The organism is Rhizobium sp. SRDI943, assembly GCF_057653695.1.
The window spans coordinates 908,431-934,666 of sequence record NZ_JBYGKN010000002.1; the positions used below are offsets into that span (position 1 = coordinate 908,431).

23 protein-coding genes and 5 pseudogenes are annotated in these 26,236 nt (G+C 57.8%); 17 read left to right on the forward strand and 11 right to left on the reverse strand.

What is annotated here, in order from left to right:
- The first annotated feature begins 3 nt into the window (after positions 1–3).
- From AC245Y_RS28385 to AC245Y_RS28410, 6 genes are all read left to right on the forward strand, one after another.
- Complete coding sequence (locus tag AC245Y_RS28385) at positions 4–3,192, forward strand: efflux RND transporter permease subunit (RefSeq protein ID WP_017996681.1); 3,189 nt, start codon at positions 4–6, stop codon at positions 3,190–3,192.
- Between the two features lie 260 nt (positions 3,193–3,452).
- Positions 3,453–3,638: a hypothetical protein gene (locus AC245Y_RS28390; RefSeq protein ID WP_017996680.1), complete on the forward strand. Its 186-nt coding sequence runs from the start codon at positions 3,453–3,455 to the stop codon at positions 3,636–3,638.
- Between the two features lie 27 nt (positions 3,639–3,665).
- Positions 3,666–4,184 (forward strand): Dps family protein, encoded by a 519-nt coding sequence (locus tag AC245Y_RS28395; RefSeq protein ID WP_017996679.1) that lies wholly within the window; start codon positions 3,666–3,668, stop codon positions 4,182–4,184.
- A gap of 65 nt (positions 4,185–4,249) precedes the next feature.
- A complete protein-coding gene (locus AC245Y_RS28400) occupies positions 4,250–5,023 on the forward strand; it encodes an alpha/beta fold hydrolase (RefSeq protein ID WP_017996678.1) in 774 nt (257 codons plus the stop codon).
- A 255-nt stretch (positions 5,024–5,278) separates the two neighbouring features.
- A complete protein-coding gene (locus AC245Y_RS28405) occupies positions 5,279–5,875 on the forward strand; it encodes a hypothetical protein (RefSeq protein WP_017996677.1) in 597 nt (198 codons plus the stop codon).
- 55 nt (positions 5,876–5,930) lie between these two features.
- On the forward strand, positions 5,931–7,670 hold the full coding sequence (locus AC245Y_RS28410) for an AAA family ATPase (protein ID WP_017996676.1): 1,740 nt from the start codon (positions 5,931–5,933) through the stop codon (positions 7,668–7,670).
- A 31-nt stretch (positions 7,671–7,701) separates the two neighbouring features.
- Here AC245Y_RS28410 and istB (AC245Y_RS28415) read toward each other — a convergent pair whose 3' ends face one another.
- From istB (AC245Y_RS28415) to AC245Y_RS28435, 5 genes and pseudogenes are all read right to left on the reverse strand, one after another.
- Positions 7,702–8,436 carry an IS21-like element helper ATPase IstB gene (istB, locus tag AC245Y_RS28415; protein ID WP_017996675.1) on the reverse strand — a complete coding sequence of 245 codons (735 nt, stop codon included), beginning with the start codon at positions 8,434–8,436 and terminating at the stop codon, positions 7,702–7,704.
- A 5-nt stretch (positions 8,437–8,441) separates the two neighbouring features.
- A pseudogene (gene istA / locus AC245Y_RS28420) lies at positions 8,442–9,935 on the reverse strand (IS21 family transposase); the annotation flags it as partial.
- Between the two features lie 72 nt (positions 9,936–10,007).
- Entirely contained in the window at positions 10,008–10,826 is an 819-nt protein-coding gene (locus AC245Y_RS28425; protein WP_017996673.1) for a DNA cytosine methyltransferase, read from the reverse strand.
- Positions 10,826–11,668, reverse strand: coding sequence for a DNA cytosine methyltransferase (locus tag AC245Y_RS28430; RefSeq protein ID WP_017996672.1), 843 nt, complete (start codon positions 11,666–11,668; stop codon positions 10,826–10,828). Before AC245Y_RS28430 ends, AC245Y_RS28425 begins: the two co-directional genes overlap by 1 nt.
- Positions 11,669–12,372: 704 nt before the next feature.
- Positions 12,373–12,621 carry a helix-turn-helix domain-containing protein gene (locus AC245Y_RS28435; protein WP_003553710.1) on the reverse strand — a complete coding sequence of 83 codons (249 nt, stop codon included), beginning with the start codon at positions 12,619–12,621 and terminating at the stop codon, positions 12,373–12,375.
- A gap of 119 nt (positions 12,622–12,740) precedes the next feature.
- Between AC245Y_RS28435 and AC245Y_RS28440 the strand changes: the two genes are divergently transcribed.
- On the forward strand, positions 12,741–13,631 hold the full coding sequence (locus tag AC245Y_RS28440) for a LysR family transcriptional regulator (RefSeq protein WP_017996669.1): 891 nt from the start codon (positions 12,741–12,743) through the stop codon (positions 13,629–13,631).
- A gap of 735 nt (positions 13,632–14,366) precedes the next feature.
- On the opposite strand, the gene AC245Y_RS28445 is transcribed toward AC245Y_RS28440, so the two are convergent.
- The 4 genes from AC245Y_RS28445 to AC245Y_RS28460 form a co-directional block, all read right to left on the reverse strand.
- A complete protein-coding gene (locus tag AC245Y_RS28445) occupies positions 14,367–14,630 on the reverse strand; it encodes a hypothetical protein (protein ID WP_017996668.1) in 264 nt (87 codons plus the stop codon).
- A gap of 4 nt (positions 14,631–14,634) precedes the next feature.
- Positions 14,635–15,447, reverse strand: coding sequence for a non-homologous end joining protein Ku (gene ku / locus AC245Y_RS28450; protein ID WP_017996667.1), 813 nt, complete (start codon positions 15,445–15,447; stop codon positions 14,635–14,637).
- Positions 15,448–15,458: 11 nt separating this feature from the next.
- The gene (ku, locus tag AC245Y_RS28455; protein WP_017996666.1) at positions 15,459–16,367 is read right to left on the reverse strand and encodes a non-homologous end joining protein Ku; all 909 of its coding nucleotides are present in this window, start codon (positions 16,365–16,367) and stop codon (positions 15,459–15,461) included.
- Positions 16,368–16,428: 61 nt separating this feature from the next.
- A complete protein-coding gene (locus AC245Y_RS28460) occupies positions 16,429–16,629 on the reverse strand; it encodes a hypothetical protein (protein ID WP_157628370.1) in 201 nt (66 codons plus the stop codon).
- A gap of 68 nt (positions 16,630–16,697) precedes the next feature.
- On the opposite strand from AC245Y_RS28460, the gene AC245Y_RS28465 reads away from it, so the two are divergent.
- The 3 genes from AC245Y_RS28465 to AC245Y_RS28475 all read left to right on the forward strand — a co-directional run bounded on the left by AC245Y_RS28465 (position 16,698) and on the right by AC245Y_RS28475 (position 18,204).
- Positions 16,698–16,880, forward strand: a complete 183-nt coding sequence (locus AC245Y_RS28465) for a DUF3606 domain-containing protein (RefSeq protein WP_003553719.1) — start codon at positions 16,698–16,700, stop codon at positions 16,878–16,880.
- Positions 16,881–17,032: 152 nt separating this feature from the next.
- A complete protein-coding gene (locus tag AC245Y_RS28470; protein WP_012763477.1) occupies positions 17,033–17,269 on the forward strand; it encodes a hypothetical protein in 237 nt (78 codons plus the stop codon).
- A 635-nt stretch (positions 17,270–17,904) separates the two neighbouring features.
- Positions 17,905–18,204, forward strand: a complete 300-nt coding sequence (locus AC245Y_RS28475; RefSeq protein WP_017996665.1) for a hypothetical protein — start codon at positions 17,905–17,907, stop codon at positions 18,202–18,204.
- Between the two features lie 274 nt (positions 18,205–18,478).
- On the opposite strand, the gene AC245Y_RS28480 is transcribed toward AC245Y_RS28475, so the two are convergent.
- Positions 18,479–19,195 carry an AraC family transcriptional regulator gene (locus AC245Y_RS28480; protein WP_487762871.1) on the reverse strand — a complete coding sequence of 239 codons (717 nt, stop codon included), beginning with the start codon at positions 19,193–19,195 and terminating at the stop codon, positions 18,479–18,481.
- Here AC245Y_RS28480 and AC245Y_RS28485 point away from each other — a divergent pair.
- The 4 genes and pseudogenes from AC245Y_RS28485 to AC245Y_RS28500 form a co-directional block, all read left to right on the forward strand.
- A pseudogene (locus AC245Y_RS28485) lies at positions 19,107–19,879 on the forward strand (alpha/beta fold hydrolase). The gene AC245Y_RS28480 and the pseudogene AC245Y_RS28485 sit on opposite strands and share 89 nt — an antisense overlap.
- 424 nt (positions 19,880–20,303) lie before the next feature.
- Complete coding sequence (locus AC245Y_RS28490; protein WP_003553728.1) at positions 20,304–20,753, forward strand: hypothetical protein; 450 nt, start codon at positions 20,304–20,306, stop codon at positions 20,751–20,753.
- Between the two features lie 607 nt (positions 20,754–21,360).
- The gene (locus AC245Y_RS28495) at positions 21,361–22,257 is read left to right on the forward strand and encodes a universal stress protein (protein ID WP_017996663.1); all 897 of its coding nucleotides are present in this window, start codon (positions 21,361–21,363) and stop codon (positions 22,255–22,257) included.
- A gap of 137 nt (positions 22,258–22,394) precedes the next feature.
- Positions 22,395–22,678, forward strand: a pseudogene (locus tag AC245Y_RS28500) (transposase); the annotation flags it as partial.
- Between the two features lie 32 nt (positions 22,679–22,710).
- Here AC245Y_RS28500 and AC245Y_RS28505 read toward each other — a convergent pair.
- On the reverse strand, positions 22,711–23,004 hold the full coding sequence (locus AC245Y_RS28505) for a hypothetical protein (RefSeq protein ID WP_012763472.1): 294 nt from the start codon (positions 23,002–23,004) through the stop codon (positions 22,711–22,713).
- 62 nt (positions 23,005–23,066) lie between these two features.
- Here AC245Y_RS28505 and AC245Y_RS28510 point away from each other — a divergent pair.
- From AC245Y_RS28510 to istB (AC245Y_RS28520), 3 genes and pseudogenes are all read left to right on the forward strand, one after another.
- Positions 23,067–23,573 (forward strand): annotated as a pseudogene (locus AC245Y_RS28510) (SDR family oxidoreductase); the annotation flags it as partial.
- A 250-nt stretch (positions 23,574–23,823) separates the two neighbouring features.
- A pseudogene (gene istA / locus AC245Y_RS28515) lies at positions 23,824–25,328 on the forward strand (IS21 family transposase).
- On the forward strand, positions 25,325–26,218 hold the full coding sequence (istB, locus tag AC245Y_RS28520) for an IS21-like element ISRel5 family helper ATPase IstB (protein WP_017996660.1): 894 nt from the start codon (positions 25,325–25,327) through the stop codon (positions 26,216–26,218). The pseudogene istA (AC245Y_RS28515) and the gene istB (AC245Y_RS28520) overlap by 4 nt, the downstream one beginning before the upstream one ends.
- The last annotated feature ends 18 nt before the right edge of the window (positions 26,219–26,236 follow it).

Genomic DNA, 26,236 nt, shown 5'->3' on the forward strand with positions numbered 1-26,236 from the left:
GAGATGCGGTTCGCACACTTCTTTATCGACAGGCCGATCTTTGCGTCAGTCATTTCGCTCCTGCTGATTATCGTGGGTTCAATTGCCTATTTCGAACTGCCAGTCGCGCAGTATCCGGAAATCGCGCCCCCAACAATCGTCGTCCGCACCTCATACCCAGGCGCAGATTCACAGACGATAGCTGACACGGTGTCCACGCCGATCGAGCAGGAAGTCAATGGCGTGGAAGACATGCTGTACATGTCGTCCTATTCGAGTGCCGACGGCGCGATGACCCTCACAATAACGTTTGCGTTGGGTACTGATCTGGATAAGGCGCAGGTCCTGGTCCAAAATCGCGTTGCGATTGCGCTCCCAAGACTTCCGCAAGAAGTCCAGCGACTGGGGGTGACGACGAACAAGAGCTCGCCTGACCTCCTGATGGTGGTACACCTGCTTTCTCCCAACGGGAGGTACGACCAGCTCTACACCTCCAACTACGCGAGAAACCGTGTTCGAGATGTGCTGGTACGCCTGCAGGGTGTCGGCGACATTCAGATCTTCGGCGAACGCCAATACGCTATGCGCATCTGGCTGGATCCGGAAAAACTGTCCTCTTACGGTATGACATCGAACGATGTTGTGAGTGCTCTGCGTGACCAGAACGTTCAGGTGTCCGGCGGCTCAATTGGAGCTCCTCCGGCAGCGGTCGACAATCCGTTTCAGTATACCGTCAGAACAGATGGCCGCTTCTCAGATGCTCGACAATTTCGATATGTCATCGTCAAGTCGACACCCGACGGGCGCCTCGTGAAGCTCGAAGATGTTGCTCGCATTGAGCTTGGAGCCCGCGACTACGTTACCAACGCCTATGTGAACAACAAGCCAGCCGTCGGTATGGGCATCTTTGCCCGGCCAGGGACGAACGCGCTGGAAACGGCAGCTCAGATCAAATCTATCATGAAGGACCTGTCAGCTCAGTTCCCGCCTGGTCTTGAGTATCGCATCATCTACGACACCACCGACTTCGTGGCTTCTTCGATCGATGAGGTTTACCGCACCATCGGCGAAGCGATTGTCCTCGTCGCGCTCGTGGTTCTCATCTTCCTCCAGTCCTGGCGAACCGCGATAGTGCCGATCGTTGCCATCCCGGTCTCTCTTGTCGGTACGTTCGCCTTCCTCGCCGCGTTTGGCATGTCTCTGAACATGCTGACACTGTTCGGCTTGGTGCTGGCAATCGGCATTGTGGTCGACGATGCGATTGTCGTAGTGGAAAACGTTGAACGAAACCTCGCCGCCGGTATGAGCCCGCAGCGGGCAGCTCATCGGACGATGGACGAGGTCGGGACGGCCGTCGTCGCTATCTCGCTCGTGCTTATCGCCGTGTTTGTGCCGACGGCCTTCATTCCCGGAATTTCCGGACAGTTCTACAAGCAGTTCGCAGTGACCATCTCGATCGCAACGGCGATCTCGGCAGTCAACTCGCTGACGTTGTCTCCCGCTCTGGCAGCACTGGTGCTGAAGAGGCATGAACACGAATCTGCAAAGCGAAGCATCGCGGGAAGAATCGGTCATAAGTCGGCCGAGCTCTTCAACCGCGGCTTTGACAGAGTGAGTAGTGCCTATTCAACGAGCATCCGCCATATCGTTAGCACGAAAACTGGACTGACTTGTGCCTTGATCGTCTTTCCATGTTTGTTGGTCGCCACATGGTTCTTGAGCACGAAGGTGCCAAGCGGCTTCATCCCGATCATGGACCAAGGCTATGCAATCGTCGTAGTCGAGCTTCCCGACGGAGCTTCGCTGGAACGAACCGATGCTGTGATCAAAAAAGCGGGTGAAATCGCGAGGGCTACCCCAGGCGTTGCTAACGCCGTTCAGTTCGCCGGGTTCAGCGGCGCAACATTCACTAACGCATCCAATGCAGGCGTGATTTTCACCCCGTTCAAATCATTCGACGAGCGATTGAAGAGCGGAGACACATCAACGAAGATTATTCAAAATCTTTACAAAAATCTCCAAGCGGTCGACGAGGCCTTCATCATCGCCATTCCGCCGCCGCCAGTGCAGGGCATCGGTAATTCCGGTGGCTTCAAGATGCAGGTGATGGACCAGGACAGTTCCAGCATGACGCGTGCGCTCGCGCTGGCAAGACAGATGATGGTGATGGCCAACAAGACGCCGGGCTTGACTGGAGTCTTCACAACATTTTCTGAATCGAGCCCGCAATATTTCCTGTCGATTGATCGGGATAAGGCACAGTTCTTGAATGTTCCGATCCCCAATATCTTCGAGACCTTATCGAGCAACCTTGGTGTATCATACGTCAACGATTTCAATGCTTTTGGCCGCGTCTATCAAGTCCGAGCTCAGGCCGACAAGAAGTTCAGACTTGAAAAAGATGACATGCTTGATCTGAAAGTGCGCTCCGCAACCGGCGCTCTGGTGCCGCTCGGAACGCTCGCAGATATACGGGAGGCAAGTGGGCCTACTTTGGTGCAGCGGTACAACATGTACGTTTCCGTCCCGCTTCAGGGAAATGCCGCTCCCGGTGTCTCGACAGGGGAGGCGATTGCCAAGATGCAAGGCATTGCGGCGCAGGTTCTTCCGCCAGGCACTACATTCGAGTGGACCGAGCTCGCTTATCAGGAAACGCATATCGGAGGCAGCGCGATCTGGATCTTTGCCCTTTCCGTGGTGTTCGTTTTCCTGGCGCTGTCGGCGCAGTATGAGAGCTGGGTCCTTCCCTTGGCGATCATTCTGATCGTTCCACTTGCGGTTCTCGGAGCTCTCACGGGTGTTTATCTGAGAGGCATGGACAACAACGTCTTGACGCAAATCGGCTTTGTTGTGCTGATTGGTCTCGCGGCCAAGAACGCAATCCTGATCGTTGAGTTCGCTCGTCAGGCCCAGGAGAACGGGAAGACTGCGGTTGAGGCCGCAGTGGAGGCCAGCCATCTCCGCCTCCGGCCGATCTTGATGACCGCCTTGGCGTTCATCTTCGGCGTACTGCCGCTAGCCATAGCGGAGGGCCCCGGCGCAGAGATGCGGCAGTCACTTGGAACAGCGGTGTTTAGTGGCATGCTCGGTGTAACAGTGTTTGGCCTGTTTCTCACGCCAGTCTTTTATGTGGTTCTTCGATCGAGATATTCGCCGCGGACAGCGGAGGAAGATGACGACGTGATCATTGAGCATCAACAAGCAGCCGAGTGATTCCCCCTATCGCACCTTTCCATGCGGCGCCCTCTGGGGGCGCCGCTTTTTTTGCCCTGTAAGCGGCCCCAAAAAGGATGGTTAGCTTGCTGGTTCGAGATAGCGATCTGGTCGCTCGGTGCCGCGACATCCTAAATGGGCGGCCAGCTATCAATCTTCGAGATTGATAGGCGCCGTTGCAGACCGCGCAGGAGCTGGAATGTCCAAGATATTTTCGTTGCATTTCGCAAAGATCACCAAAGGCAAAAGGAGATCTAGAAATGGACAGCAAAAATCTCGACAGTCGAGCCGAGGTCCGCGATGGCATCGAAGTCATGCCCGAGATGGCCGATATGCCACTTGAGATGCCCCACGCAAAACGCACCACTGCAGATGAACTCGTTGATGAGGCGCTGCTGGAGTCATTCCCAGCAAGCGATCCAATGGCATCGGGCAGAATGGAATGAACTCTAGAAACGCAAAAGGAGTTTTCAATGGACCAGATCGATAACTTGCACCGCGCCGCTGCGCTTAAAACGCCGACTGGGTTCGGCGAGGAAGCGGTGAAGGACATTTCTGCTGCTGCCACAACGCTGCTAGCTGACGTCTTCGCGCTTTATATTAAGACCAAGAATTTCCACTGGCACATGTCGGGGCCGAATTTTCGGAGCTATCACCTGCTCCTTGATACCCATGGCGAAGAACTCTTTGCCATCACGGACCCCTTGGCCGAACGAGTTCGAAAGCTCGGCGGTACGACACTGCGTTCCATCGGCGATATAGCGCGACAGCAGCGTATCACTGACAACGACGCAGACTTTGTTCACCCGCATGAGATGCTCGCCGAGCTGCGCGAGGACAACGGCAGTCTCATCGCCCGGATGCGGGCCTTGCATGAGCTCTGCGACGAATATCGCGATGTTGCGACCGCCAGCCTACTCGAAAACTGGATAGACCAAGGCGAGATGAGGGTGTGGTTCCTCTTTGAGACCCTTCGTTCCACAAACGGGTGACCTTGAGCCGCAAAGCAAGGTCTGCCTCACCGAATAACGTTCCCCAAAAGCAAAAGGTAATTCCCATGATTAAGTTGATAACTGCCGCGCTGCTCGGCGCCGCGGCGCTCGGTATGACCGGTTCGGCGAATGCTGCCGAAAAGCCAGCAATCGTCCTCGTCCACGGCGCGTTCGCGGAAGCGTCAAGCTGGAACGGCGTGATCAAAAAGCTGGAAGCTGATGGATACTCCGTAACAGCGGTCGCGAATCCTCTCCGAGGTGTTAAATCCGATGGCGACTATGTGCGCCATCTCGTCGCCAGCTTTAAGACGCCGGTGGTTCTGGTCGGTCACTCGTACGGCGGATCGGTCATCTCCGAGGCCGCGGACCCGTCCAAGGTAAAGTCGCTGGTCTTCGTCTCCGCATTCGCGCCAGACACTGGCGAATCCGCCATCGACCTCTCAGGTAAGTTTCCTGGGAGCACGCTTGGTGGCACGCTTGCGGCACCTGTAGCGCTGAATGATGGAGGCGAGGACCTTTATATTCAGCAGGACAAGTTCCACAGCCAGTTTGCCGCCGATGTTCCGGCAGCTGCAGCGAAGTTGATGGCGGCAACCCAGCGCCCTGTTACGTCGGCTGCCCTCGGGGAGAAGTCCGAAAATGCCGCGTGGAAGAACATCCCGTCCTGGTTCATCTACGGTGACGCCGACAAAAACATCCCGCCGAAAGCAATTGCTTGGATGGCGGAACGCGCCAAGTCCAAAGATACCGTCGTTGTGAAGGGCGCATCGCACGTCGTCATGGTTTCCCATCCCGACAAGGTTGCGAAGATCATCGAAGAGGCGGCGACAGCCAAGTGAGTTGACGCCTTCGAGATTCGAGAATCTTCACACATTCCGACGTCGTCGGCATTTATGAAGTCGGAGCGTGATCGAATTTTCAATGACTAAATGACGTGCGGCCGCTAGCTCAGCGGCCGCATTTTTCAATTGACAGCATGATTTTTGTTCCGTATTTGTTCATCATGAAGATGATCGCTCGGACCCAGATACGAATAGCACGCTGAACCGCTCCGCAATCGCGGAGGCTGTTGTTTCGTGTGTTTTCGAGGGTTCATGATGAGCATCTCTTCGTCGCGCGATTTCGCGCAAAATAGTCCTGTCCAAATTTTCTATCCGCTCAGCACGGTTCGTTGCGTGGGAGCAGTGCTGTTCAGAGATCAGCTGGCAAGAGACATCGCGTGCCTGCTGGACGTCGACGACGATGTTCTGTCGTGGTCATGCCGGTCCCTTTCGCTGTCCAACGATGGGCAGGTCTACAAACCGGATTTTATGGTCGAAAGAGCTGATGTGCGGTTTGCTATCGATGGTGTCCGAGATGACGGAGCACCGGATTGGGCAAAGGCAAAATCTATCGATGCGGGTTTCCCGTACGAGGCGATCGCGGCGTCTGCGCTCCCACGTATCCGATTGAAGAACGCCAAGGATCTATTGCGATACGCCAGGTACGAGGCGCCTTTATCGGACCGGATCCGACTACTCGCAGCTCTAGACGAATGCTCTAGGTTAACGGTAGCGGAAGCGCTCATCGTCTTTCGAGAGATCAAGCCAGTAGCTGGCCTGGCCTCCATGGTGCTGCACAGGTTCATCGAAATGGACCTGGACGAACGTTTGATCGGGCCCGAGACCATAGTCCGCCGCAGGCGCGACTAACTCCCCAAAACCTTCCGGAACCATTCACGCTGCCTCGTGCAGTTGAGGACGAGCTATGCCTATTGGCACCACAAATGCGAAGATCAATTCGTCGGTCAAACACTATGCGCTCTATCGAACATTCGAACGAGCGCTTGAGCAATGCAAATATTTCAAGTTGGGCGGCCCGGGTATTATCGCCCTTGTAACGCCCGAAGGGAAAGCCGCCGATGACTATAAGGCTTGCGCGGTTGCCTTCTTGTATGAGGGCCTAGAGCGCGACGATTGGGACCATGTCGGATTTGCATGCATCGCGGCGACAGATAAGCCGCAGCATGTGAAAGACGAATTTTACGAAAAATGCGGAAAGCGGCAACGAGCTGTCCTGTTTACGGAGACGCGGAGCCTGCCGCCGATCGTCACCGTCGCCATCGATACCTTTATCGACCTGCAGCCCATCAATGAAAACGACCTGCGAGAGGCGTGTGCTCAGGTTCTAAAGCTGAGGATGTCGGCCAAACAGGCTCGGCAACTTTTGTCCTTCCCGCCTGATCTGATGTTTGCGGCCTTGCGGCGGAATAGTACCGCCGCAAATGCGATCTTTCGGCTGAGGTCAGTCCCTCCGAGCAATCCAGAAGCGGCGCCGATTGAAGAGCAGGCTCCGCGTCTGGAAGATCTACATGGCTACGGTGCGGCCAAGGAGTGGGGACTGCAGCTTGCCAAGGATTTAAAAGCTTGGCGGTGCGGACGGCTGAAATGGTCGGAGGTTGATCGCGGTCTTCTTTTGGCCGGGCCTCCAGGCGTTGGGAAGACGATTTTCGCCCGGGCCCTTGCAAAAACATGTGGCGTCAATTTCGTGGCGACCTCCATCGGCCAATGGCAAGCGAAGGGGCATCTGGGCGATCTTCTTAAGGCGATGCGGGCCGATTTTGCGTCCGCCGTCGACAAAGCGCCCAGCATCCTTCTGATCGACGAACTCGACTCGATTGGCGACAGGAGCAAGTTCAGCGGTGAGTATGCGCCATACTCCATCCAGGTCGTGAATGCGTTGCTGGAGGCATTGGATGGCTCCGCAAAGCGCGACGGCTTGGTTATCATCGGTGCCACCAACTTCCCAGAGAAGATCGACCCCGCAATTCTTCGCCCTGGCAGGCTCGACAGACATGTTGTTATTGGACTGCCCAACCTAGTCGATCGTGTCGCCATTATTGACCAAATGCTTGGTGAACAAGCCGTGGAAGGTATCGATAAACTCGGTCCGCCAACGGAAGCGATGTCTGGCGCTGACCTCGATCGAATGGTTCGGGACGCCAAGAAGCGGGCCAGGCGTGAGAACCGGCCGGTGATTCTCGGTGATTTGATGTCTCAGTTGCCTGAGCTCCTCAAAATCAGCGGGGCGTACAGACACGCCATTTCAATCCACGAGGCTGGCCATGCCGTGGTCGGCCGGGCGCTGGGGCTCGGTGTTTTTCTTGGCGTCAAAGTCGCCAGCCAGATCAACCCCAGACTTGAAGTGCAATCGGCGGGGGGAGCCAGCTTCGAGTTTCCGGTCCTGGAAGTCCGCAACGAGCAAAGGTACCGAGACGAAATCTGCCTTCGGCTGGCGGGCATTGCCGCCGAGAGATCGATCTTAGGAAGCCACGGCGATGGTTGCGGCGTCGGGCCGACAAGTGATCTTGCAATCGCTACTGACCTCGCGGTCCAGATTGTCAATCAGCACCGAACATTGACCCCTTTTGCTTATCCAATTTTGACCCCCCTGTGCTGTAGATCAGCGCTTGGCCTGCCCGGCGCTGGCCGGGGTTGCAGAGGGTAGGCCAAGTGCGGGTGATGATCTTCTTCGGCTTTTAGCTTTGAGAGCGGTTCTTGAAGCGCCAGGACTCGTTGCCGGTCTCGACAATCTCGCAGTGATGGGTCAGGCGGTCGAGAAGTGCCGTCGTCATCTTGGCATCGCCGAACACCGTCGGCCATTCACCGAACGCCAGGTTCGTGGTGACAATGATCGACGTGCGCTCGTAGAGCCTGCTGATCAGATGGAACAGGAGTTGGCCGCCGGCCAGGGCGAAAGGCAGGTATCCGAGTTCGTCGAGGATGATGAAGTCGAGACGATTGAGATAGTCGGCCGTCCGCCCTTGCTTGCCGCTGCGCGTTTCCGTTTCCAGCCGATTGACCAGATCGACGACGTTGAAGAAGCGCCCGCGTGTTCCGTTGCGGATCAGTGCACGGGCAATCGCGATGGCGAGATGGCTCTTTCCGGTTCCCGTGCCGCCGACGAGGACGACGTTACGCTGATCGGCGACGAAGGTGCCGGTAGCCAGCTCCCGCACCAGGGATTCATTGACCGGCGTATCGGTGAAGTCGAAATCGTCGATGTCCTTGGCCAGCGGCAGCTTGGCGATGCTGAGTTGGTAGCGAATGGAGCGGGCCTGCTTCTCGGCGATCTCCGACTGCAAGAGATCACCGACAATGCGCGGCGGCTCGTGCTGCCGTTTGATGCCGTTGCCCATGACCTCGTCGTAGGCGCTGCGCATTCCATAGAGCTTCAGCGTGCTCATCAGTTCGAGAACCTGTGTGCGTTCCATCAGCTTGCCCTCCTGAGGCTGTCATAGCGTGCGCAGTCGGCGACCGGTTCATGGGTCAGCCGCAGCGCATCCGGGGTTTGCAGGGTTGCGGCCGGAGCCGGGTCACGACTACGAGCCAGAATGTTGATGATCACCGAGGCCGAGCAGACGCCCTGGTCCAGCGCCTCCTGACAGGCCGCATCGACGGCCGTCAGACCATCGGTGGGAACGCATGCAAGGATTGTGACCATTTGCCGATCACCGTCGTGGACGCTCTTCAGGCGCTTGCGGACCTTCTCCATCGCCGCTGGCAACACCCAGTCCCTGAACGGTGCGCCGTTGCGCAAAGCGCCGGGTTTGCGAGCCAGAACGGGGACATAATGCCAGGGATCGTAGATCGTCTCGCCACGGCCAAAGCAACGCGGATGCTCACCGACGTTCACGCCGTCCTGCCTGATGACGATCTTCTCGGCATAGGCGTGAACCTCAACAGGGCGGCCGACCGCAGTCGAGAGGACGGAGTATTTGTTGTTGTCGAAACGGACCGTGCAGGTCTTCGACACCGAGGCCGGGACGCTGTGGAAACCATCGAACGGCCCGACGTAATGCACGAGGCTGCCGCGTTCCTCCTCGAACACCTGCCAGATCATTCGCTCGGTCTGTTCAGGATGACGGTGTGCCTTGGCGTAAGCGATGCACTTATCGAGCAACCAGACATTCAGCTCATCCAGGCTTTTAACCCGAAGACGTGGTGTGAAGAAGCGTTCTCGAACCAGTCCGACCTGGTTCTCGACCTGTCCCTTCTCCCATCCGGATGCGGGCGTGCAGGCAACGGGATGGACCAGATAGTGGCTGCACATCTGCAGGAAGCGGCGATTGTATTGTCGCTCCTTGCCGACGAACACCGCCTCGACCGCAGTCTTCATGTTATCGTAGATGCCGCGCGTGCAGGTGCCACGGAAGAAGGCGAAGGCCTTGTCATGGGCATCGAACACCATCTCCTGGCTCTCACGCATATAGGCTCGGGCGAACATCATCCGGCTGTGGCAGAGCCGGACATGCGCGACCTTCACGGTCGTAGTCACCCCGTTGACCAGAATGATCTCGTGGCTCCAGTCGAACTGGTAGGCTTCGCCTGGCGCGTAATAGAGGGGCACATAGGCTTCCGCCGTCACGGCTCCCCGGTTCATCGCCCAGGTCTTGGCATATCGCCGGATCGCGTCATAACTGCCGTCGTAGCCAAGTGCCCGGACCTCCTCGTAAATCCGGATCAGCGTCAGCCGTTCGCGCGATGCCTTGCCTTCGTTGGCAATGAGGAACCGTTCAATATCACCCTTCCAGGCTCCGATCCTGGGCAACGGTTGATGTTCTCGTTTGTAGACAAAATCAGTCGCATCAGAACGCAGGATTTTGCGAACCGTATTACGCGAAACATTCAGCTCTCTGGTGATCTTCTTCACCGACCAGCCCTGAACATGGAAGGCTCGTCGGACACGGGCAATCGTATCCACTCTCTTCAACTCCCCACCCCATCCACTGGCAAAAGCCGGATGGTCGGATGAAATCCAAGGGGGGTCAAAATTGGATAAGTATTACCCCGCCAGAGGGGTCAACATTCCATGCTTAAACACAGGTATCCCATCTCCCAGCCAGCGAACTCTGGGTGCAGGGAGCGCCCGCCATTTTCCATCGGGGCACTCGACATATTGCCTGCCGCGAAAACTTGCGACGGAAGCGGTGAACCCCCTGCGCCGAAACTCATGTTCGGTCCACCCTTCGCCCCATCCGAAGCCCGAAGCGTGCTCCACAAAGAGAGGACCACGTTCTGCAACGTCACTTGCCTTTTCTTTCCGTCCGGCGTCATCCCCGAGAGGCTCGTGCCGCTCGGAACGCTCTGGCCGCCACTCGGCGTTGTCGTAGTCGGCCACAAACCAATAACGATCTCGGAAGTGTTCCGCACCCGCGCTCGCGGCTTCCAGCGGGATTGCCCCCATGGCGTAACCCATGGCTTCCAAATCACTTCGCACGAGGGCGAGCCAGTCAGCAGCGTTCGCAGATTGCTCTCCAAACACGACTGAAGGCTGTCGCTCCGCGATGAGCCGCTTGAATTCCGGCCAAAGATGCCGGGGATCGTCGAAACCTTGCTGCTTTCCCGACACAGAGAACGGCTGACAGGGGCAACTGCCTGTCCAAACGTGCCGGTCGTCGGCCCATCCGGCAAGGCGGAGGGCTCGTGACCATCCACCGATACCGGCGAAAAAATGACACTGGGAATATCCGGTGAGGTCTTCTGGTTGGACATCGGTGATTGATCTTTCATCCACATCGCCGGGGGCGATCAAGTTGCGAGCTACAAGGTTGCGAAGCCACTGCGCCGCAAACGGATTATTCTCGTTGTAATAGGCGGTCATCAGGCTGACCGCCGCGTGTCGTGCCACGGGCCAGCGGCCGCTGGAGAAAGGGTGTCGCTTAGGGCACCCCATGTGTTGTTCTCGTCACCTAAGGTCTTAATATAGGCTTTGATTACCGCTGCGGCCGGGCGCGGGTCGACCGCATTCCCGAAGCCGCTGATTTTTCCCATTCGGGCGGGTACCCCATGAGCCATCCAATGAATGCTGGGGTCAACGCGCCGCAATCTGCCATCTTGCCCCCGACGCCAGTTGTCTTCTCTCCCAGCATCGAAAGGATGTGCGACCGGATCAGGTTCAAGTTCCTGCTGTTCCCGGGTTGGTGACTCGCCGCAAAGCTCAGTGACGTCGGCCGAGGCCACAAACCAAAATCGGTCTCCAAGGACGTCCGCACCCGCGCTCGCGGCCTCGATAGGGATTGCCCCCACGGCGAAGTCCATGGCTTCCAGGTCACTTCGCACAAGTCTGAGCCAGTCAGCAGCGTTCGCAGATTGCTCTCCAAAGATGACTGAAGGGCGTCGCTCCGAGATGAGGCGCTTGAATTCCGGCCATAGATGACGCTCGTCCTCGAAGCCTCGTCGGGCTCCGATGGCTGAGAACGGCTGACAGGGGCAGCTGCCCGTCCATACGTGCCGGTCGTCACCCCATCCCGCAAGTCGGAGGGCTCTCGACCATCCACCGATCCCGGCGAAAAAATGACACTGGGTATATCCTTTGAGGTCGTCTGGTTGGACATCGGCGATTGATCTTTCATCTACATCGCCTGGAGCGATCAAGTTTACGGAAATGAGGTTTCGGAGCCATTGAGCGTGGTAGGGGCTGATCTCGTTGTAATAAGCGGTCACAGGTGAGCCCTCCCGCGAAGGGGAGCTTGGTCACTGCTATTTGAGGAAGCGGTCGCCGGGAACGGGTTCGCGGCTGGCGGCGCGATGCCGTCAGTGAGGCGTCCATCGCACGCGATGGTCGCATAGGTATAAAACTGCATGTGAAGGGAGCCGGTTAACTTGTTAAAATTGTCAGGTCAAAAGCTCGGTGGTGGCAAGTGGAAAAATGATCGATGGAGCAAATTTTTTTGGAGCTGGCGCCGTCGGAGCTACAGGCGACTTGTAGCTCGGGCAGGGAGCGAGTGGAGACCTCGGCCCCGTCCTTGACGTGATGCCGCTTCGTCATCGCATGGATGAAGCGACGATACATGACCCCGGCAAAGCACCCTGAATGGGCAAACGACGTGGAATCGATGTCGGACAAGTCTAACGGAGCGATTAGCCCTCGCCGATGCCTACTGGCGACGAACCAGTGGAGCGAAAACACCACCGTTACCGCTATCGCTTTCAATTTTTGATGTCAGGCGCACAGCTATGGCGACAAAAGTTGCAGATCAGCGGATTCCGGCGCAGACCAAGGCGGCCCAACCAATTAGCGCAGGTAAAACAAAGACTTATGATGGAACAAATGGCGCACCCGACAGGATTCGAACCTATGACCTTTGAAATTGCACCAAGGATTTCCGGAAGCTAAGTTGCGAATAAACGAGGTTTACTCGGCTCAATCAAGCGTCATCAATAGAAGAACGAAGCCGCACCCCGATTCCTCCTCCGGTGACTTCGCCATCAGCCTGAAAGATGATTCCTGCGGCTTCGAAGGTGAGCGTCAGAAGGCGAAGATTGCTTTCACGCATATCTCCACCTTTTTCAAAGGCGCGTATCGAAACCGCGCTTATCGATGTTCGCTCAGCCAGGTCCCCTTGGGTCCAATCCAAAAGCGCTCTTGCAGCGCGACATTGCGAGTGCTTCAGCATAAAACTTTCGTTTTTAGAAAGTTGGGTATTGAAAACAAAACTTCAGACTGCTATTCTGGCGCAACTTACCTTTTACGAAGCATCGTTGCAACAAATGCGACGTGCGGCGGAGCTCGTTCATGGAACTACGGCAGCTCTCCTACTTCGTCGCGGTGGCCGAGGAACTCCATTTCGGCCGGGCGGCCGCCAAGGTGCGCATCGCCCAGCCGGCGCTCTCCAATCACGTGCAGGCGCTGGAGCGCGAGCTCGGCTGCGCGCTGTTCATCCGCTCGACCCGGCGGGTGGAGCTGACGCGGGCAGGGGAGATCTTCCACGAGCGCTGCGTCGGGATCCTGAGTGAGGTCGATCTGTCGGCCGAGATCACCAGGGCGGTGGCCGGCAAGACGATCCGGCAGATCAGGATCGGCACCGTCTATCCGGCGACCACCGGCGTGCTGCCGGCGTTTCTTGGAAAGATCGCCCGCAAGTACCCGGACATCCGCATTCATATATCAAGCGGCAATACCGGCGACATCATCCGCGGCCTGGAAAACGGCCAGATCAATCTCGGCTTCATCAGACCGGTGGAAAACATCGGCTCCTTGCGCTTCTCCTCGATCGCCCATGAGCGCTATCTGCTGGCGGTGGCGAGGAGCAACCGGCTGGCCGGGCAGACGGAGATTTCCATCGATGATCTGCGCGGGGAGAAGATCATTGCCTTCAATCGCAAGAACCTCTCCTACACCGAGCGGTACTTCAACGAGAAGTTCGAGGAATACGATCTGACCCGCAACATCGCCTATAGCTGCGACGACACCTATTCCCTAGTGTCGCTGGTCTCGGCCGGCCTTGGCATCGGCTTTGCGCCGGAATGGACCGAGGGCCTGCCGAACCGGGCCTTCGAGCTGAAAGCGGTGAGAGGCATCGACTTCCGGATCGGGCTTGGGGTTGCCTGGAACAAGGAGGATCCAACCGCCTCGCGCGATGACATCGTCGATATCGCAAGGTCACTGGCTCGGCCGGCCAGGTGAGGCGAGGGAGCCCACGGGTCCGCCCAAAGCGGAACGGCTTGCCGGGGACGGGGGATCAGGCGAGTAATGGGAGTCAGGCGGTTCTGGCGCAACTGCCTCGCTGATCATGCCCCTGCGTCATCTGCTGCCAGATAGATCGACTCCTCGATCTAGTACCCTTCGATCGCAGTGAAAGCCTTCAATCGCCGCGCAACAGCAAGCCTGCCTAAACCGATCGACTTATCATAGCGCGCCCGGTCGCTTCGAGGGGATTGGTTGCGAAGATGCAAGACGTCACGCCGCAGGGTTGGGAGCTGGGTTTCCGATAGCGACGGGGAAGGTGAGGTTGTCGAGCGTGTGGGTGCTGTGACATTAGCACCACGTTCGGGACTCGGAGGCGTAACGCTGATCGGGACGTTCTTTGGTGCGATTGAGGGCGTGGGACCAGAACTCGCCGGAACTCGACTCTCTGAGAGCTGCGTACGACCGCGACCCGGATCCAAACTGACGATCCCGTCGACGAGATCGATGAACCTTTGGACGACTGGCCCGCTGCCCAAGACTGACCACGCCGTGGGTGTGAGGTTGATACCTTGTTCAAAATCCATGAGCACTGAATTTCTTTGCTCGCAAGGCTGCTGAAATGCTTTTGACCACGAATGTACTGGCACTGGTAAGAAGGCGATGATGAGGAGGGTCGGTTCGGTTTCGCCACGGCCCTTTTTTGTTTGAGAGGCTGGAGTTTCCTCGGGCGGATCAGTGCCACGTATCCAGCAACGGCTCGTCCTCGTCAAAATTTCCATTGCTGGCGGCATCGTACGGGTTGATGCTCCGGCCGCCGCCACGCGTGCCATATGCCGTCAACTGCACCATGACCTCTTTCGCACGCTCGATGGCCTCGTCTTCGCTTGCAGCATGACCGTCCGCGACCTTGATCGACACCAAATCGCCGTCGTCGCCGAGAAAGTCTACCCGCCATCCTGTTGTCTCGTGAACAATCTTCGTTTCCAGCAAGTGCATCTGACTACCCTGACTTTCTACCTTTGAGATCTGCCTCGACGCTCTTGCGGAGCGCGTCCATGATGCTGACCACATTCGACTTCGGAGCGGATTCGCCCGCCTTCCCCTTCGCCGCCTTTTTCGGCTTCAGCGCCTTCTTCTTCTCAGCGATGAGCTTGAGCAGGCTTTCCTGGATTGGATCACTCACCATGTCCGGAGACCAACGCGCGGTCTTCTGCTTGATAAGCTGCTGCACAAGGGGAATGAGATCCGGATCGGCCTGCTCGTCGATGTCTTCGAAATAGTTCTCTTCCGGCCGAACCTCGTCGCCGAAACGCAGCGTCCAGAGCACGATCCCTTCACCGCGCGGTTCCAGGACGACCGCCCGCTCTCGGCGGCCCATCACGAGCTTCGACACGCCGAAAACCTTATCGGCCTTCATGGCATCCCTGATCACCGCGAATGCCTCGTTACCGACGGCGTCGTCCGGCATCAGGTAGTGCGGCTTCTCAAGATAGATCCACTCGATGCTGTCGGCCGGGACGAACTTGTCGATGTCGATCGTCTTCACCGTGTCGAGCGCGACGGCATCCAGATCGTCCTCGGTGAGGATAACGTAGTCATTCTCCCCGCGAGCGTAGCCCTTGGCTTCGTTCTCGTCCCTGACAGGCTTGCCCGTGACGTAATCGATGTAGCGGGAGACGACGCGGTTGCCCGTCTCCTTGTTGAGTGTATGGAAGCGAACCTTCTCGCTTTCGCTCGTGGCCGGGGTCATGGCCACGGGGCAGGTGACGAGGGAAAGTTTGAGATAGCCTTTCCAGTAATATTTCGGAGCCATGACCTATCCCCCTAGCTGGCCTTGCGCCGCGGAGCGGCCCCGGAAGAGGCGGCTTTCGAAGCCACTCCGCGCGCGGCGCGCTGCCTGCCAGTGCCTTGATTGGCATTGGCCGCAGTGCGTTTCGGTTTATCGTCAGCGGCCTTCATCATCCCAGCACTCTGGCGGAGCGCGGCCAGAAGATCGTTTGGCTTCGAGACCTGCACCTTCTTCGGCTTCGGAAGCGACTTGCCTTCCAGCTTCGCCTTCACCAGATCCGCGAGGGCGGCTTCGTAGCGGTCATCGAAGGTCGCCGGATCGAACTCGCCCTTCTTGGTGCTGATGATGTGCTTGGCCAGATCGAGCATCTCGCCCTCGATCTTGAGCTTGGGCATCTCCTCGAAAGCCTTTTCGGAGGAACGAACCTCGTAGTCGTAGTTGAGCGTGCTGGCGATCAGCCCCTTGCCGTGCGGCCTTATCAGCACCGTACGCATTCGACGGAATAGGACAGCGCGGGCGATGGCCGCGACCATCGACTTCTTCATCGCATCGCGCAGAGCAGCGAACGCGTCTCCGCCCATCTTGTCGGGCGTAAGGTAGTACGGCTTGTCGAAGTAGACGTCGTCGACGTCGGAGCAGGGGATGAACGCCTCGACCTCGAGCGTCTTGTTGCTCTCGGGGATCGCGGCGGAAATTTCCTCGGGATCGATGATGAGGTACTGGCCGTTCTCGATCTCGAAGCCCTTGGTCTGGGCTTCCTTCGGCACCGGATCCTCGGTCTCGCTGTCTATGAAGATGCGGTTGACGCGGTTGCCCGTGGCCTTGTTGATGGTGTTGAAGGTGATGCGCTCGCTGGTCGAGGCTGCCGTATAGAGAGCGACGCCGCAGCTTACCTCGCCGAACTTCAGAAAGCCTTTCCACTGCGCACGCTGTCCTGACGGCATGACAAATACTCCGAATCACTGATACGCGACTCAAAGACGTGTCAGGGTGATTCGTTCCGACTCAAAACGAATCATTTTTCAATACTTTACGGAAATTCTCTCCCAAATTGATTCCGCCGTCTCCGCTGGTCGAATTGCGCCCGGCAGTAGTGGAAAGCGGTGGAGATTGTTTAGTTCGAGAGCCACAGCAACCTGATTCCTCCAGCACCATGCCGGGCAGCTTCGGGAATTCCGCGGCCGCTTCAAGCGCGGCATCATCCACTATCTCCCGGGAACCACCGGAATCGTTATGAGTTTCTACTGCGGACGTTCATTTGAAGGAGAAACCCGATGGCACAGACACCGACATCCCGAGGCCGCGCGCAGGATCGAGCCCGCGTGGCCGGCGGCCAGGATCACGAGGTCAAGTACGAAGCAAAGAAGGAGGGCGTCTCGAAAGATGCCGTCAAGAAGGCCGTGAGGAGCGCTGGAAACTCAAGGAGGAAGGTCGAGGCCGAAATTGACCGCCGTTAGGCGGCCCGAACGAAGTTGCTCCGTCCACGGAGGAGGCAGGTCCCGTGGGTGTTCCTGGCTTTCCTAATCCGGGATAATGGCGACGCCGGTGTCTCGTAACGAGAAGCAGTCATAGCCACGCAAGCCTGCCGCCTCCATGTCTGGGGTAAAGCATGTCCAAGTGCATAGAGAACGACCACCTGCTGATGTCGAAGGCGGTCCGTGAATGGTATCGGTACTACGAGGTGGAGTGGGACGATCAAGCCTCCTCGTTTTTGTGTGATGCCGCCATCGAACTCTACAACGAGGGCTGTCGCTCGCTAGAGGAGATGGCGACCGTTCTGATCGGCACTTACGTCGGGCTGGCCGCCACGCGCGTAAACGCGCCATCTTCGAACTCAGTCCATTGACAGGCCAGATCAGATCGGACCGGACTCGACGAATACGACCTGCTAGCCGTTCAACGAGTCCTTGCTGCGACTCTTGGTGTCTTAGCTTTTCGGTGCTCGCGCTGTCGCGCCGTTGCATGGGCCGCTTCGGCCCATCGTTACTGGCATCGATCTGCTCGATAACACCCGCGCTGCCCGTCGATGGGTTGGCCCAAGCAAGCGCAGTTGCTCCTACGGCACTATGACCCACCGTATCTGCGATCACCGCTTGATCGGTCAAAGGCGACTGGTGCGGGATTGCTGACTGGGCGAGGGGCGTCTCAAGCGGCTCGATATGCGAGCATGCCGCCAAAGCCACGATACTGATTGCCGAGATGGGGTGCTTCAGATTCATCGGTCGGATAATGCGGTTTGCTTGTCGTGTTTCAAGTTACTAATGGTTCACAATGTTGCGAGGTCTGAAGAAGGGGCGCGGTCGCTTTGAGACGGCGCGAACGTGTTCTCCAAAGGGGTCAAGAGACCTTCAATGAGAACGGCCGGACAATGATCTCTACGCGTTTTCAGCCGTTCGTTACGATCGCCGCAAAGCGGGTGGGTTCCCGGTCCGGCTGAAGCCGGAAGACTGGAAGAGTGGTGACATCGTTTGGCTGCTCGACGTGATCGCGCCAACGCGCGAACTGGCAACGATGGTGCTAACGAATTTCCACCAGGTTGCGAAGCAAGACAACATCAAGATCCATCCGATGGTCGCGCACCTCGTCGATCCTGAGGTTCTTGCGAAGCTCTCCAAAATCGCCCAAGCGTCGACCCATGGCGAGCAACACGCGAATAACCCTGAACTGACACCCGCAGGGCGTCAGTGTCTCCGATCCTTTTGGGCGTTGGACAGGCATGTCGATACAGTGTGGCTGTTGCGCCTAACGAGGAGCGGAGTAGTATTCAGTCCTGACGCCTAGCTTAGGATGTCGTGCTGAAAGCAGATGGTTCGATCTGATCGAGAAGTAACTGCAACAATATAATTTCTTCTTCGAATTTGAGCGGAAATATGGGCAACTCCAAGATTGTACTTCCCACACCAAATGAAATCAATGAAGCGTTTTCATATATAAAGCAGAATGCACCAGAACTGATTGAAAATTACAGAATCGCAGCCCTGCAGCTTTCTAAGGCGCCGAAAGATTACAGCTTAAGTGACGAAGAAAGAGCAGCTAGCATAATTGTGCCTGATGATTACATAAATCTGCGAAATTTCATAAACGATGCGTACAAGGGAAGAGATCCTGTGTATTTGTCGCGCCTATATGCAGGAATACATAAAATTATTATTTCATCCGAGGCGTAGAGATGACCGACTTTATCGTGGATGCAGCTAAATTTCGCACGCTCGCTCGCATGAGCGATTCCTCCGGTCTGGAGGTACTTCAGACGCCGGTTTCGCTCCGCGCCGACGACCATGCGGGCGAAGACACCGCCATGTGGCCCGGCCAGCAGGCGGTAGCAGAGTTCGCGCTTGACGCCGGGATAGAGCAGCGGGATTGCCTGCGGCTCGCCAAGCAGGCTGACGGCGCGCGCGGCGCAGCCGAGGATCGCCTCGTTGAGTTCCATAACGAAGGCGGCGGCATGCTCGTCGGAGGCCGGAGTGGGCGGTGCCTCCATGCTAACTTCGCGTAGGATCGCCTGGTCGAGTTCGATGACGGCGCTGAGATAGGGCGCATCCGGTGCGCCGTGCACCACCTGGCTTGCACCCGGCATCTCGACGCTGACGACCATGGCCTGGCTGGTGCGATAATGGAGCCTTCGTTCGCCAAACGTCGTCCATTTCGCGCCCTGCACCACGATGCAGAGCGCCGGCCGGTGGATGATGAACAGACGCACATTTTCGAAAACTTTGCTCGTCGGTGCTGCCACGTCACTTGTTGCGACACATGCCGGCCTGGCCGCCACCACGCCTCCAAAGGCGCGCAATGTCGTTCTCGTGCATGGACTTTTCGCCGACGGATCATGCTGGACCGAGGTTATCGCCCTGCTGCAAGCGAGGGGCCTAAACTGCACGGCGGTCCAGAACCCGCTCACTACGCTGCCCGATGCCGTGGCGGCCGCCCGGCGCATTCTCGACCGGCAGGACGGTCCGACCGTCTTTGTCGGCCACTCCTTTTCGGGGATGATCCTCTCCGAAGCAGGCGTACATGCGAACGTCTCTTCACTGGTTTATGTCGCTGCCCGAGCACCGGATGCAGGTGAGGACTATGCAGCTTTGGCAAAAACCTACCCGACACCAGCCGCAACCGCGGGCATTGTCTTCGACGGCGACGAAGGACGGCTGACGGAGGAAGCGTTCCTGCGCGATTTCGGGGGCGACCTTCCCGAGGCCAGGGCGAGGGTTCTCTATGCCGTTCAACAACCATTCCAAAAGGTGTTGCTCAACGGCAAAACCTCAAACGCTGCTTGGCGTTCCAAGCCAAGCCACTACGCCGTTTCGACACAAGATGGAACGATTAATCCAGACCTGCAGCGTTTCATGGCCAGACGCATGGGCGCTAAAGCCATCGAACTCGAATCCAGCCATCTGTCGCTCATTTCACATCCGAATGAGATACCGAGCTCATTCTGGAAGCTGCCGGGCAATCATGACATTGAATCCCCTGACGCCGCGCGAGCCGACATTCCGAGCCTAATCGCTGCCGGCAAGGCCAACGGGGAGACCGCCGAGGCACAGGTCGGCGAACGCTTTGCGGCACCCAATGGCGGCGTTTGGTGGTCTGCGCCATGCGTATCACTTGCCAAACAGCCAGCCAAGCAGGCCTCTGCGAGCAGGCTGCTGGCGGGCATCTGGCATGACTGGGGGAACTGCGGCGCTCGTGGTTGTTCACGATGTTTGCGAGGTCTGAAGAAGACGGTCGCTTTGAGATGGCGCGAACGACGGCCTTACAATGATCTCTACGCGTCAGCCGTTCGTTACGATTATGGTGATGACCAAGTCTTCGTTGCTGGCCCAAGCGACACCCAGTAATCTCGCCTTCTCATCGACATATCGGCAGTGGCAGGCAGCGATTTAATGGCAATTCTCTTCAAAACAACAATCAGCGAAAACACCGCATTCGAGATGATCGAGCGGTCACTGTCAGGCGTTTACCAATATGACGGTTACCTCAATGTCGCGAGCGATGCGGGCGAGACGGCATTGTCTTGGGGTCCGGCAATGCATGCCGAAGAGTTCAAGGCAGAGGTCAGTCAAATCCTACGGCAGACTTGGGATGCTGCCCGCTTCTGGGTCATCTATGAGCGCCGCGAAGACCGGAAGGATCCGGTAGGGACTGACATCCGCAACGCGGCTTTCCGCCTGACGCGCGGATACAGCGGCGTTATCGTTGTCACGCTAAGCCTCCTTGGGAAGCGCGACAGCGCCAATGACCTGGAGCTCATCTTCGTCTGCTTCGAGCAGGATTTTCACAGAAGGAATTTTCGCGTGCGCTACGAGGGGAAGCCGTTACCAAACCAGGATTGACGCCGAGCCGAGATCTCGCGACGGCAGGGAACAAAACATCCACAAGAAGATGGGACAAGTTATGGTTGCGGTAGGATTTCCGATAAAATTATACGAGTTAATTCGAGCCGACGATGAATCTGTACCGGGCACCTGCACGACAGTGTAGCTCTCGCCGCAAGCGTCGCGGGGAAGGGGTCGGAAACAAGCCTTCGCTGCCGACGTCGGGTAGCGTCATCTTCTGGTCGCGCAGCATCGCCGCCGTCATGGGGATCACCGGGGTTCCCGCCGTTTCGCTTATGCGTCCCAGTGCCTCGACTTGACTCGTTGATGCTCGCGGGCGAAGATGCTGCCATGAAGACCCGCGACATATACTCCTGCTCTTGCATCCGGATCTGCTCTATCGCGGAGCACTAGACCCGGACCGGGTTCTGTCGCTCCCGCGTCTTGGGTTCAATCTATATAGCTCCTGCTTTTGTACGCGACGAGTTTGCGAAACCGCAACTGTGCTGGAACATTCAGCGATCTGCGGTCGCGAAGAACGTAGCCATGCGGTCGGCAAGGCCTGCCGCCGACGTGCCGGACCGCATCAAGCGACCGACGCGTCTCAGATCATGGGAATGGAAACATGTTCAATCCTTCACTGGATGTGTCGGGCGATGCAGTCGTCAACCAGATACCAAGCCATATTGTTTTCGCCACCGACTTCACGGCGCGATGTGATCGCGCGCAGGATCGCGCGGTGCAGCTTGCCATCGAATGGAGTGCCAGTCTCACAGCTGTTCACGCAATCGACGATGCCGGCATAGCTGCCAACGCCTCGATCCGCCATGCTCATCAGATCGCTGCGCGCCGAAAAGCCAAGCGCCTGCGCGAGGATCTGGCAGGGATCGAGGGTCTTCGTTCGTCCGTTCTCGTCAAAAGCGGAAGACCGGCAACAGTGGTTCAGGCACTGGCCACGAGAGAGCGGGCTGATCTGATCGTCACCGGCCTGGCCGGAAGCATGATACTGGGCGTGCTGCCGATGGGCAGCACTGTCATGGCGCTGGCGCGGTCATCACGTGTTCCGGTGCTCGTGGTGAAGAAGAAGCTCCTGGACACAAGGTCACGTACATTGGTGGCTACCGACCTGACGGCGTCGTCTAGCGCCGCTCTACAGGTTGCCCTGAATTGGTTCCCCAATGGCCAGCATGGTCTTTTTCATGTAATCGATCCGCCTCACCGGATGTGGGCGGAGGACCAAGCGGCTTACACACGCCAAGTTGAACAGTTCGCGATCGGTGAATGCGCGAGGTTCGCCGTCGAGGCCGCTGGCGCGGCCGCGCGGAACAGGTTCGATATCACGGTGAGAGATGGTGACGTGGTGGACGCCCTGCGCCCAGTGGTAGACCAGGGGGACCTCGACCTTGTCATTGTTGGGACCCATGGCCGCACAGACGTGATGAATTTCCTCCTGGGCAGCGTGTCATCTCGAATTGTGAATGAGATCGAGAGTGATGTGCTGGTGGTTCCTCCCAGTTTTTAGTGGGCTCCGCTCTGGAATGCCGACGTTGGGCTGAGCTGAATAGCGATGAGTTTGCTGAGTTCATCCTGGAGACGTGACCTTGCCCCGTTGAAATAATCCATTTTGAAGTAAGCTCTGGCCCTTGAGAGGACCAGAGGATGAAGCGCAATCGTTTCACAGACGAACAGATCATCGGCATATTGAAGGAGCACGAGGCAGGCACGCCGGTCTCGGAGCTTTGCCGCAAGCATGGCGTCAGCGATGCCAGCATCTATAAATGGAAGAAGTTCGGCGGCATGGAGGTGTCCGTGGCCAAGCGGCTGAAGACGCTTGAGGACGAGAACACGAAGCTGAAGCGGCTTCTGGCGGATGCGATGCTCGACAATACTGCCTTGAAAGACCTTTTGGGAAAGAAGTGGTGACGCCCGCGGCCAAGCGAAAGCTGTTGCGAAAGCGACAGGACAGCTCAATGAATCAGTTCCGCGGCATGTTCATCACCGGTGCGTCGCTGGCCGCCGAGGGAGAAGTGACAAGGACGTCATCCTCAGGTCCGGTCATGGCGGGCGGTTCATCGGTTTCAGAAGCATCGTCGTCGCCGAACGTCGCGATCTGAACCATCAAGGCCTTCGCCCGACGCACGGCACCGTCGCCGTCGACGCTGCCGTCGGTGGCCATTCGAACGGAGACCGCTTCATTACCTTCCCCGGTGAATTCAACGGTGATCGTGCCTTCGTGAACATTGCCTACGCGAGTGTCTAAGATCTGCATTCTATGTCTCCTGTTCGAAAACGTTGAAATGCACAGATGCCGAGCGGGTTCCCGTCCACTTCATCATAACTGGCGCGGGTTCAGGTATAGGGCTGGCAACTGCACGGCTCCTCGCGTCGCGCGGACATGACCTCGCTCTGTTCGACCAAGACCTCGAAGCCTTGAAGTCGATAGCGACAACTCTCGTGGACGGTGAACGCGTGCTTTGCATAGGTGGCGACGTCTCGTCCGAAGCTGACATGGGCCGCGCAGCCGAGGATATCGCTACGCGGTTTGGCCGGCTGGATGCGGTCGTGGCCAACGCCGGCATTAACGGCGTGTGGGCGCCTGTCGACGATCTGACGCCTGACGAGTGGGATACCACTATCCGGGTCAACCTGCGCGGCACGTACCTGGCGCTCAACAAGACTGTTCCTCTCCTCAAGGCGAACGGCGGCGGGGCGATCGTCGCTGTGTCGTCCATCAATGGTGTCAGGACGTTCACCAATCCCGGTGCGACAGCCTACAGCGCCACCAAGGCCGCTCAGGTCGCGATGACCGAGCAGCTTGCGTTAGAACTTGGACGTCACCGCGGTTATCGAACTCTTCACGCGCTAACCGGAGAGGACGATCTTCACGCGGTTCGTGCCCGCCGCCGAACTGCGTAGCGGCAATCTCGATGAGATTCAGCGTCAATCAGGATGAGACTCGCGCCGGGGTGTGACGGAGGGAGGGCGTAGCCCGATCGTAGTCATACCCCGGCGTGGCGCAGATTTTCGGCGTCTCACGATCGCGGTCGGTCCGGTACATTTGCGGTTTTCTGGATTGGAGAACCAGTTTGTGCCGGGTCGCCATGTAACCGATCATCAGATGAGACTCTTCATGAAGTATCGACAAACGCATTCCGTCGAGGTCGCCGCGGCAAAAGCGTCAATCAGCCGGGCCACGGCCTACCGTCTCGGCAAAGAGACGCAACTTCCATCTCAAAGCAAAGCGCCACGCGAGCGCCGCCGCCCTGATCCTTTGGAGCCGATATTCGAGACAGAAGTCATCCCGCTCCTCAAGGCAGCACCTGGCATCCGCGCTGTCGCCGTCTACAATGAGATGCTGCGCCGACATCCAGACCTTTCTGAAGGTATCCGCCGCACGCTCGAGCGACGCATCCGGTCGTGGCGTGCTGTCCATGGCGAAGCGCAGGAAGTAATCTTCCGCCAGACGCACGAGCCAGGCCGGCTAGGCCTTTCGGATTTTACCGACGCTAGCGGCCTTGGTGTGACGATCGCCGGCCAGCCGCTTGATCATCTGTTTTATCACTTCCGGCTTGTCTGGTCAGGCTTCGAACATGCCCACGTCATTCTCGGCGGAGAAAGCTTTGTCGCGCTGGCTGAAGGGCTTCAAAATGCCCTGTGGTCTGTCGGCGGCACGCCGCTTTATCATCGAAGCGACAGTCTGTCGGCGGCCTTCCGCAACCTCGACGCCGATGCCAAGGTCGATCTTACACACCGATACGAACAGCTTTGCGCCCATTATCGAATGACGCCGACACGCAACAATAAAGGCGTCGCCCATGAGAACGGCTCGATCGAAAGCTCCCACGGTCATCTCAAGAACGCCCTTCATGATGCCCTGCTGATGCGAGGCACCACAGACTTCGATGATCTCACCTCTTACCGCGCCTTTGTCGACGAGATCGTCAGCCGTCGCAATGCTGCCCATGGCAGCGCATTGATGCGGAGCGATCCCATCTGCAGGCGCTGCCTGAGCGTCGAACCACGGACTTCGAAGAGATCGTCGTGACGGTATCCCGCACCGGTGGCTTCACCTTGCGCAAGGTCTTCTACACCGTGCCGTCCCGCCTGATCGGCCACAGGCTAAGAGTTCGCCTGTTCGATGATCGGCTGGATGTCTTTGTCGGAGGTACGCACCTGATGACGTTGCGTCGAGGACGTGGCCATGCTGATGGGCGGCACGACCAGGTCGTCAACTACCACCACGTCATCCATTCCCTGCGCAAAAAGCCGATGGCGCTCCGGGGCCTCGTTTATCGCGACAAGCTCTTTCCGCGGGAGGAATATCGCAGAGCTTTCGAGGCCCTCATCGAACAACTTCCTGACAAGCAGGCTTGCAAGGTCACTGTTGAGCTTCTGGCGCTGGCTCATGACCGCGGCTGCGAACGCGAACTTGCCGAAGAATTGGCCAGGACACTCGACGCCGGTGACCTACCCGATCTAGCCGCCATGCGAACGCTCTTCGGCCCGGATCCAGCCAGGCTGCCTACCGTTCATGTGCAGCTCGCATCGCTCAACGGTTATGAGGCCTTGATCGGGACGGGAGAAGCCGCATGAAGAACACCCACGTCATCGATGAAGCACGGCTCGGCATCATGCTCAACGAACTTCGGCTGCCGACAATCAAAACTCTATGGCCACAATTTGCCGAACAGGCGGATCGGGAAGGATGGCCAGCAGCTCGCTTCCTGTCGGCGATTGCCGAGCACGAGCTGGCAGAGCGTGCCCATCGCAGGGTTGAACGGCATCTCGCCGAGGCACACCTTCCGCCCGGAAAGACATTGGACAGCTTCGCCTTTGACGCTGTCCCCATGATCTCGAAGGCGCAGGTCATGGCAATTACCGCCGGCGACAGTTGGCTCGCCAAAGGAGCTAACATCCTCATGTTCGGTCCGCCCGGCGGAGGAAAGAGCCATCTCGCTGCCGCTATCGGCCTTGCGCTGATCGAGAACGGATGGCGGGTCCTGTTCACCCGGACAACCGATCTTGTGCAGAAGCTCCAGGTCGCCCGCCGGGAACTGCAGCTTGAGTCTGCAATCGACAAACTCAACAAGTACGATCTGCTCATCCTCGATGACCTCGCCTACGTCACCAAGGACCAGGCGGAAACGAGCGTGCTCTTCGAGCTGATCTCAGCGCGATACGAGTATAGATCGATCCTGATCACTGCCAACCAGCCGTTTGGAGAGTGGAACCGGGTCTTTCCCGATCCTGCCATGACGCTCGCAGCAGTCGACCGGCTCGTACATCACGCCACGATCTTCGAGATGAATGTCGAGAGTTACCGGCGCAGAACTGCACTGGAGGAAAAGCGCCAACGGGGTCGACCAGCTTCCTTCGCGACAATCAGAACCTCGGCGCAGTCTGTCGCGGAGCGGCAATCAGAAAACGAAGAAGAACTTGTCAGCGACAATCAGCGTGATAACTTGATCTCGACCGCGACCTAAGAATCTCATCCAGATTGT

Bases quoted from the DNA above. Each gene is read 5' to 3' on its own strand.
- AC245Y_RS28465 (WP_003553719.1), top strand. From the start codon at position 16,698: ATGGCACAGACACCGACATCCCGAGGCCGCGCGCAGGATCGAGCCCGC.
- AC245Y_RS28425 (WP_017996673.1), bottom strand. From the start codon at position 10,826: ATGACCGCCTATTACAACGAGAATAATCCGTTTGCGGCGCAGTGGCTT.
- ku (WP_017996666.1), bottom strand. From the start codon at position 16,367: ATGCCGTCAGGACAGCGTGCGCAGTGGAAAGGCTTTCTGAAGTTCGGC.
- AC245Y_RS28490 (WP_003553728.1), top strand. From the start codon at position 20,304: ATGGCAATTCTCTTCAAAACAACAATCAGCGAAAACACCGCATTCGAG.
- AC245Y_RS28385 (WP_017996681.1), top strand. From the start codon at position 4: ATGCGGTTCGCACACTTCTTTATCGACAGGCCGATCTTTGCGTCAGTC.
- AC245Y_RS28405 (WP_017996677.1), top strand. From the start codon at position 5,279: ATGATGAGCATCTCTTCGTCGCGCGATTTCGCGCAAAATAGTCCTGTC.
- AC245Y_RS28495 (WP_017996663.1), top strand. From the start codon at position 21,361: ATGTTCAATCCTTCACTGGATGTGTCGGGCGATGCAGTCGTCAACCAG.
- AC245Y_RS28435 (WP_003553710.1), bottom strand. From the start codon at position 12,621: ATGCTGAAGCACTCGCAATGTCGCGCTGCAAGAGCGCTTTTGGATTGG.
- AC245Y_RS28440 (WP_017996669.1), top strand. From the start codon at position 12,741: ATGGAACTACGGCAGCTCTCCTACTTCGTCGCGGTGGCCGAGGAACTC.
- istB (WP_017996675.1), bottom strand. From the start codon at position 8,436: ATGGAACGCACACAGGTTCTCGAACTGATGAGCACGCTGAAGCTCTAT.
- istB (WP_017996660.1), top strand. From the start codon at position 25,325: ATGAAGAACACCCACGTCATCGATGAAGCACGGCTCGGCATCATGCTC.
- AC245Y_RS28410 (WP_017996676.1), top strand. From the start codon at position 5,931: ATGCCTATTGGCACCACAAATGCGAAGATCAATTCGTCGGTCAAACAC.
- AC245Y_RS28470 (WP_012763477.1), top strand. From the start codon at position 17,033: ATGTCCAAGTGCATAGAGAACGACCACCTGCTGATGTCGAAGGCGGTC.
- AC245Y_RS28400 (WP_017996678.1), top strand. From the start codon at position 4,250: ATGATTAAGTTGATAACTGCCGCGCTGCTCGGCGCCGCGGCGCTCGGT.
- AC245Y_RS28395 (WP_017996679.1), top strand. From the start codon at position 3,666: ATGGACCAGATCGATAACTTGCACCGCGCCGCTGCGCTTAAAACGCCG.
- AC245Y_RS28505 (WP_012763472.1), bottom strand. From the start codon at position 23,004: ATGCAGATCTTAGACACTCGCGTAGGCAATGTTCACGAAGGCACGATC.
- ku (WP_017996667.1), bottom strand. From the start codon at position 15,447: ATGGCTCCGAAATATTACTGGAAAGGCTATCTCAAACTTTCCCTCGTC.
- AC245Y_RS28445 (WP_017996668.1), bottom strand. From the start codon at position 14,630: ATGCACTTGCTGGAAACGAAGATTGTTCACGAGACAACAGGATGGCGG.
- AC245Y_RS28390 (WP_017996680.1), top strand. From the start codon at position 3,453: ATGGACAGCAAAAATCTCGACAGTCGAGCCGAGGTCCGCGATGGCATC.